This window comes from Paenibacillus sp. EKM212P (genome assembly GCF_011066115.1).
Classification (GTDB): domain Bacteria; phylum Bacillota; class Bacilli; order Paenibacillales; family Paenibacillaceae; genus Paenibacillus; species Paenibacillus polymyxa_B.
The window spans coordinates 1-9,382 of sequence record NZ_JAAMNR010000021.1 but is presented as its reverse complement, the minus strand read 5'-3'; the positions used below and the strand labels follow the sequence as shown (position 1 = coordinate 9,382).

The 9,382-nt window shown below is 53.1% G+C and carries 1 protein-coding gene; it reads right to left on the bottom strand.

The window, feature by feature from the left end; all coding sequences use genetic code 11:
- On the bottom strand, window positions 1-9,382 hold a 9,382-nt coding region (locus tag G9G54_RS24665), incomplete at both ends, for a non-ribosomal peptide synthetase (protein ID WP_165179922.1).

The window sequence follows — 9,382 nt, the reverse complement described above, 5'->3', positions numbered from 1 at the left end:
TACAAGGTGGAGCCGGTTTGCGCGGCCAGTTGTTTCAACTGCTCGCTATCCTCCAAGCTGATCGCAAATTCCAATCGAGCTCCTTCCAGACGCTGTACGGCTGGTCTTGCAAAATCCGTTGGCATATCCAGTGCTGGAATGTCACCAGCCATCGTGTTCAGCCAGTAGCTTTCCTGCTCACGAAGACGTTCACTTTGCATATCGGCATGCTGCCAAACCGCATAGTCCTTGTACTGAATGCGCAGGGGCGGCAGTTCTTTGCCTTCATACAATTGAGAGAACTCCTGCACGATAATTCCTTCAGTCACGCCATCCGAAATAATATGGTGCATGTCATAGAACATGACGTGACGCTCCGGTCCGGTTTCCACCAACTGAACCCGCAGCAACGGTGCTTGTGCAAGATCAAATGCACGTACAAAGTCCTGTGCGTACTGCTGGGTCTCTTCTTCGCTTGCCTGCACATGCTCCACGTTGAATGCGACGCCCGATTCAATCCGTTGAATCACCTCACCATCCACCATGTCGAATCGGGTTCGCAGGGCTTCATGACGGGCAATCAGCTGGCGGAAGGCTTGCTCCAGTCGCGTTTTATCCAAGGAACCTTCAATGATCAAAGCGCCTGGCATATTGTAGCTAACCTCTCCGCCTTCCAAATGACTCAGCACGTACATCCGTTTTTGCGCCGAGGAAACCGGATAATATACGCGTTCCTCCGCAACAGGGATGGATACATACGTTTGCTGTGTCTGAACTTCTCCCATCACCTGCACCAGTTGCTCAATCGTCGGATATTGGAAAATATCTCGCAGCGCCAGCTTGTAATTCAGCTCCTGATGGATTTTCGCCATCAGTGTTGTCGCGCGCAGAGAATGTCCTCCGACTTCAAAGAAATGGTCCTTAATACCGATCTGCGGATGATTCAGAACACTTTGCCAAATACGTACCAACTGCTCTTCCAGCAGTGTCCGCGGTGCCACGTACGCTGTGCCTCCTTCGAGGCGCGCTTCCGGTGCAGGCAACGCTTTGCGGTCAATTTTCCCGTTTGGTGTCAGCGGGAATTGATCCAGTTGTACAACATACGTCGGGATCATATACCCCGGCAGCTTGGGCTGCAGCAGGTTGCGCAGCTCTGGCAAATTCAGCGCTTCAGAGGCTACGACATACGCACACAAATCCTTGTCTCCGTCTTCGTTTTCCCAGGCGGTGACGATGGCTTTCTGAATGCCGTCCACGGTCAGCAGCTGTGCTTCCACCTCGCCCAGTTCAATCCGGAAGCCCCGGATTTTGACCTGATCATCCATCCGGCCGATAAAGTCCACATTGCCATCTGGCATCCACCGCGCCAAATCGCCTGTGCGGTACAATCGTTCACCCGGTATATACGGATTCGCTACGAATTTCTCGGCGGTCAGGTCTGCACGGTTCAGGTAGCCACGTGCCACCCCGGCTCCGCCAATGCACAGCTCACCCAGTACGCCGATCGGCACCGGATTCAGCTGGCTGTCCACGATGTAAAAGCGGGCGTTCAGCCACGCCTGGCCAATCGGCACATGGCCGCTGCTTGGCAGCTTCGACAGCTCTTCATCATAGAAGCTAGAGTCGATTGCCGCTTCTGTGACGCCGTAACTGTTCATCATGCGGAAATCCGTGCCAAACCGTTCTTGCAGCACCCGGTAATCTGTCACACTGCAGCTATCCGAGCTGGTGATCAGCAGTTCCAGACTGCTCATGTCCAGCCCCTGTTCATGCACATGCTGCATAAACGGTACGATCAGGGCTGGGGTCGATTCGAACACTGTAATCTGGTAATCGCGAATCCAGTCATACAAACGGCTAAAATCAATCCGGTCATCTTTCGGACAAATGACCATCGTGCCGCCGTTATAGAGCGTCCGCGCGATATCCCCGACGAATACGTCGAAGGAGAAGCTCGCCAGCTGCAGCAGTCGTACCGGGAACTCGCTCAAACGGTAATCTCGGCGATACGCCGCAGCCGTATTCACCAAGCTGTGATGCTCAATCATGACCCCTTTCGGACGTCCCGTTGTCCCGGACGTGTAGATCACATACGCCAGATCCTGCGGTTCGTTGATAGGCTCGATATCGGTGGTGTCCCCGATGTACAGCGACTCATCGTCCAACGCCAGTACGGTATGCAGACGCATGTTCGTTGCGGATTCGGATGCTGTTTCGCTGTCAGACTTCGAATCTGATTTCAAGCTTATGCCTTCACTAAGGCGGTCTCTTTCCATCGTTTCAGCGCTAACCGCCGTCTCCAGCTCACTCTCACTCTTTCCTTCGCCCAGAGCCCATTGGCTTTCATTCAACCAACCCAGTGCACGCTCCTGCAAGCCCCTTTGGGTCAACAGTACCCTCGCACCACTGTCCTCCAGCATGAAACGAATACGTTCGGACGGATAGTCTGCATCCAGCGGCACATAGGCGCCTCCTGCCTTCCACACCGCCAGTACGCCGACCAGCATGTCTACCGAACGTTCACTCAAAATGCCGACAATCGACTCGCGTCCAACGCCTTCATTCCGCAATCTCCGCGCCAATTGGTTTGCACGCTCGTTCAGTTTCCGGTACGTAAGCTGCTGCTCCTCGTACACCACTGCCACGTGATCCGGCACAAGCTGTGCCTGTTCTTCCACAAACGTATGGAATAAGGCTCCTGCTTCAGCAGCAACATCCGATACCCCCACATCTCCAAAACCGTAGATGATTTGTGCTTTTTCCTCGGCAGGTACCATATCCAAAGCTGCCAGTGACTGCTGCGGATGCAGTGTAATTGCACGTACAAGTTCGGTAAAATGCTGTGCCAATCGCGCGATGGTCTCAGGCTTATACAGCGCCGTGCTGTATTCCAGACTGCACAGAATACCTTCCGGCTGCTCCATTGCATCCAAGGACAAATCAAATTTGGCGGTTTTATTGGCTATCGGATACGAATTCAAGGTCAGACCTTCCAGCTGCAACTCCTGCTGCTCCAATGTTTTTAACTCAAACATCGTGTCAAACAGCGCATTTCGGCTCGTATCCCGCGTTAAATTCAGCTTTTCAACCAACTCTTCAAAAGGATAGTCCTGATGCTCATAAGCACTGAGCGCATGCTCCTTCACCTCTTGCAGATAATCCAGAAACGATTGGTCGCCAGACGGATAATTGCGGATTGCCAGCGTATTGATGAAGACACCTACCAGACTCTCCAGTTCCGCATGCGGTCTTCCAGCAATCGGCGTGCCGACTACGATATCTTCTTGGCCTGTGTATTTATGCAAGAGCGTAGTGTACGCCGCCAGCAGCACCATATACAAGGTTGCGCCTGTTTGTCCCGCCAGTTCTTTCAGGCGTTCGCTAACTTCACGCTCCAGTCCGAATTCGATCGTATCCCCTGCCGTACTCTGTACCGCCGGACGGGCAAAGTCGGTTGCCAGATCCAGCACAGGCACGCCGCCCCGGAAGGTACCCAGCCAGTACGCTTCCTGACGCTGCATCCACTCCTGATGGGCTTTGCTTTGCTGCCATACCGCATAGTCTTTGTACTGAATCCGCAATGGTGATAGCTCTTCACCGCTATACAAGCGGACAAATTCATTGGTCAGTACCTCCATCGACACACCATCCGAAACGATATGGTGCATATCGAGCATGAGCAGATGCTGGGATTCCTGCTCTGCTCCTTGTGCACCCAGATCCACCAAGCCTACCCGCAGCAGCGGTGCAGCTTTCAGATCGAACGGACGCACAAACTGTCGTACCCGTTCTTGTGCTTCCTGGCTGACCGTCGTGTTTGTATCCGTAGTTGCACGCTCTGCTTGTACCTTCGTATATTCCACCTCGAACGGCACGGTGTCCTCAACCCATTGCATCGGCTCATTGTCCACCAGTTCAAAGCGGGTACGCAAGGTTGCATGGCGGGCGATCAGTTGACGGAACACGTCTTCCACTCGTTTCACATCCAGCGGACCGCTCACTTGCAGCACCGACGGCATGTTGTAGTTCACATCACTTGGATCAAACTGATGCAGCACATACAGTCGTTTTTGCGCCGAGGATAACGGGTAGAAGCTGCGTTCTTCCGTTACCGGAATGGACGCATATGTTACTTGATCGAGACCTTCCAGTACGACTGCCAGTTGTTCAATCGTTGGTGCTTCAAAAATACTGCGTAGTGGAAGCGGCTTGTTCAGCTCCTTGTGAATCTTCGAGGCCAGTGTCGTCGCCCGCAGCGAATGTCCGCCAATCTCGAAGAAGTTTTCCTTCACGCCGACCTGCGTGAGACCCAGCACATCCTGCCAAATGTGTGCCAGCTTCACTTCCACCCACGTCCGCGGTGCGACATAATCCGCTCCGGTTTGCAGGCTGCCTTCCGGTGCTGGCAGGGCTTTGCGGTCGATTTTACCGTTCGGTGTCAGCGGCATCTGCTCCAGCTGTACAAAGTACGATGGCACCATGTAGCTTGGCAGTTCTCGGCCCAGCTCACTTCTCAGCTCACTGGTACCCATCTCTTGCCCGGCGACATAGTACGCCACCATTTGTTTTTGTCCCGTCTCATCCGTACGCGCCGTGACCACGGCTTCGCGTACCGATTCCACTTGGAGCAGCTGCGATTCGACCTCGCCCAGCTCAATCCGGTACCCCCGGATTTTCACCTGATGGTCGATCCGGCCTAGATATTCAATGTTGCCGTCTGCCATCCATCTCGCCAAATCGCCTGTGCGGTACATCCGCTCATAGCCTGCTTCCCCGCCGGCAAACGGATCGGCTACGAATTTCTCCGCCGTCAGCTCCGGGCGGTTCAGATAGCCTCGGGCTACGCCGACACCGCCGATGCACAGTTCTCCTGCAACCCCGATCGGCTGCAATTGCTCCGTGCCTTCCTTCACGATGTACAGACGAATATTCTGAATCGGTTTCCCGATCGGAATAACTCCATATTCCTCATCCGGCTCGCAATCGAAGTACGATACGTCTACCGTCGCTTCGGTTGGACCATACAGGTTGACCAGCTTCGCTCCGGCCAAGCTCGACACAAGCCGCTGGAACCGGGCCACATGCTGTGGCGGCAACGCTTCGCCGCTGGCAAATACGTGGCGCAGCGTGCCCAGCTTCGTTTGCATCACTTCCCGTGGCTGCTGCTCCACGTACTCCAGGAACGCATGCAGCATGGCGGGAACAAAGTGCATCGTGCTCACGCCATCGCGGGCAATCGTGTCGACGATGTCTTCCGGGTTCTTTTCCCCGCCTACCGACAGCAAGCTCACCTTCGAGCCGACCAGCGACCACCAGAACAACTCCCACACCGACACATCGAAGGTGAAGGCGGTCTTTTGCAAGATCGTATCTTCCGCACTCAAGCCGTAGCGATCATGCATCCACAAAATCCGGTTCAGCACAGAATGGTGCTCCACCATCACGCCCTTCGGTTTTCCCGTGGAGCCAGAGGTATAGATGACATAGGCTACATGGTGCGGTCCGGCCAGTGGCTCCAGATTCGAGCCGTCTTTGTGGTAAATGTCCTTGCCAGCCTGCTCATGACGATCCAGCACCAGCACCTGGCCGTCAAAACTCAGCGAGGCTTGCTCCGCCAGATGCGATTGCGTCAGCACCAGCTTCGCGTCCGAGTCCTCCAGCATAAAGCGGATACGGTCCGCCGGATATTCTGGATCAATTGGCACGTAGGCTCCGCCTGCTTTGAGGATCGCATAAATACCTACGATCATGTCCAGCGAACGCTGAACCAAAATGCCCACGGGCTGATCCGGTTCAACACCTTCCGCACGCAGCGTCCGAGCCAAACGGTTCGCGCGCTCATTCAACTCCGCGTAGGTCAACGATTCCGATCCGCACAACACTGCCACCTGATCCGGTGTTCGTGCTGCCTGCTGCTCAAACAATGCACTTAACGTTTGATCCTGCGGATAGGCGGCCGCCGTATCCCCCCAGACCTGAACGATCTGCGCCTGCTCTTCCGGTGTCACCAATTCCAGTTCATTCACACGGATATGCGGATTATTCACGATTTGCTCGATGACATGCAGTACATGTCCCCGCATACGCTCCACGGTAGCCCGATCGTATACATTGGCGTTGTACCTGAACATGATGCGGAATGTTTCATCGGGCATCACAATCAGGTCCAGATCATAGTTCGTTTGCTCAACAACCTCTACATTCGTAATTTCAAAAGCAGATGGACGAACTTCGCCAAGCTGCTCAACTTGCTCCTCTACCGGATAATTCTCAAATACCATAATGTGGTTAATCAGATGCTGCTTCTGCTCGGTCAATGCCTGAATTTCATACAGCGGGAAGCTGTCATAGGCTCCCGAGGCCAGTGCCTGTTCCTGCGTTTTCCGCATCACTTCCACAAAAGTGGCATTCCGTTCACTTTGAATCCGCACCGGGATGGTATTAATGAACAGACCGATCATATGCTCTACACCAGCAATATCCGTTGGACGTCCAGAAACGACACTGCCGAACACAACATCCTCATTGTTGTTATATTTCTGCAAAATCAGGCCCCACACGCTCTGCATCAGCGTATTAATCGTGACCTGCTGCTGCTTTGCAATCCGGTGTATGGCTTTGCTCCACGTTGGGTCCAGATCTACCGTTATTTTTTCAGAAACATACTCGCTGGTTTCACTTGCTGTAGCGAATACCGTATTAGCCGCTTGGTCTTTCGATGAAGTATCCGATCCAGGTAACAACGTCTGCTGTTCAAAACCAGCCAAATAACTGCTCCAATACTCTTTTGCCGCACGTTCATCCTGACGCCCCAGCCATTCGATATATTGGCCATATGGTGTGATAGGAGCAAGCTCCGGCTGCTTCTGCTCCAGCAGCGCAAAGTACGTACCAAACACTTCTCCAGTAACGAGCGATAAGCACCAGCCGTCCATAACAATGTGATGGAAGCTCCATACCAAATGATACGATTCTTCATCTGTCTGCAATACCTGTACGCGCATGAGTGCATCGGTACTGAGATTAAAGCCTCTAGCCTGGTCCTCCTGCTTAAACACCTGGATATACGCCTGTTGCTCTGCTTCCTGCATTCCCCGTATATCCTGGAAAGAAAGGTCACTATCTTTGTGACGGAACACGATCTGCAATGGCTCCTGACTGTGCCCTGTCTCAAACCTATGGAAATTCGTCCGCAACGCTTCATGACGCTGTGTCAGTACATCCAGACTCTTGCGGAAAATTTCAACATCAAAGCTGCCTTTTTGATCAAACGACGCTTGCTGGAAGTAGGCGCCTGACTCCGGCTCCATCAAGCTATGGAACAGCATCCCCTTCTGCATTGGCGAAAGAGCATATACATTTTCCAGTTCACCCACAGAAGCTGTTTGCTCCGTCAATTGTTCCAGCTGCCCCAGCGTCAAGCCTTTGAACAATACATCGCTTGGTGTTAGCTCACTCCGCTCTTTGGAGGCACAATGAGCGATCACTTCCTGCAGGCTTTCCTGCAGCAACTGCGCAAAGTTTTCTACATTTTGCTGATGATATACTTTGCTGTCATAGCGAATTTCCAGTGTCAGCGCGCCCGCTGTAATCATTCCATTCACATTCAAAGGATGCTCCAGTACGGTATGGTCGCTCAATGGCTCTCCACCTGGATGTGAAGACAGCGTGATATCCCCATTTTCCAAGTCCTGATCAAACTGTCCCAAATAGTTAAAGCTAATTTCAGGCTGCAAGGTCCAGGAAGGATGGACATCATGCTGAGACATATATTTCAAAATGCTGTAGCCAATGCCCTTATGCGGCACATGACGCAGATCTTCCTTCACCCGCTTGATTCGCTGCCCTACTTCTGCCTTTCCGTCTACATCCAGCAGCACCGGATATTGACTCGTAAACCAGCCCACGGTACGGGTGATGTCGATATCTGGAACAATGGCTTCCCGGCCATGTCCCTCCAGATTGACCAGCACACGCTCCTGACCGCTCCAGTTATATACCGCTGTGCCGAGTGCGGTTAACAGCAGATCATTGACCTCTGTGTTATACGCCCGATGTGATTCCTGCAGCAGCAGCCGTGTTTCCTGTTCGCTCCAAGCTACGCTCACCGTCGCAGTGTCTCTGATTAGAGAATGTTGTCCCTCCGCTCTCTCTTGATCCTTAGGCAACGATGCGACTTCCGTTTGGGCAAGATGCTGCCAATATTCGCGTTCATTTTCGATGGCTGGACTATTCGCATATTGAGACAAGCGCTCTGCCCAGTCGGAGAAAGCGTCCGTTTTATATGGCAGGCGAATCGCTTCTCTCCGCACGGCCTGCTCATATCCCGTGGCAAAATCCTCAAACACAATTCGCCACGAAATCCCGTCTATGACCAAATGGTGAATGGCAATCAGTAAATGATCTCCATCCATGCAGCGGAAAAGTCCCAGCTTAACCAGCGGTCCCTCGTCCAGACGAATGGAGCTTTGGATGGCATTGGCTTTCGTTTCAATTGCTGCTGCAACATCTGTAATGTTTTGCACATCCGTCAGATCAACAACGTCCAGACTATACAGCTCGCCTTCGTTCAAACCGCGATTCCACGCTTCATAGCCCTGTTCGGTCTGACGGAAGATCATACGTAGCGCATCATGATGCTCCGTTACCTTGGCCACCGTTTGACGTAATGCGTCTATATCGAAGCCTTCCGCTCTATACAGCATCACCGACTGGTTGAAATAATGCGGCTCTGCCGAGGCTTGTCCAAAGAACCATTGCTGAATCGGAGTCAGCTTGACGCTACCCGAAATCACCCGCTGATCGGCTGTACGGCTGACCTTGTGTACATGACCACTCAGTAGCGAGACGGAAGGATATTGGAACAAATCCTTCATGTCCAGCTTGTAGCCCGCTTGCAGCAAACGGGAGGATACCTGAATCGCCTTGATCGAATCACCGCCCAGATCAAAGAAATTATCCAAAATCCCGACTCTCTTCGCCCCCAACACGGCCTGCCAAATGGACACTAATGTCTGCTCCAGCGCTGTGCGCGGCTCTACATAATCCGCTCCGCTTTGCAGGCTGCCTTCGGGTGCCGGCAGGGCCTTGCGGTCGATTTTACCGTTCGGTGTCAGTGGCATCTGCTCCAGCTGGATGAAATACGAAGGCACCATGTAGTTTGGTAGCTCCTCACCCAGTAAGCTGCGCAGCTCACCAGCGCTTACTTCCCGTTCAGCAACATAGTACGCCACCAGTTGGTTTTGCCCCTGCTCGTCCGCTTGTGCCAGTACGATGACCTCTTGTACGTCTTCCACTTTCAAAATTTGTGCCTCGACCTCACCCAGCTCGATCCGGTAGCCCCGGATTTTCACCTGATGGTCGATCCGGCCCAAATATTCGATGTTGCCGTCCGGCATCCATC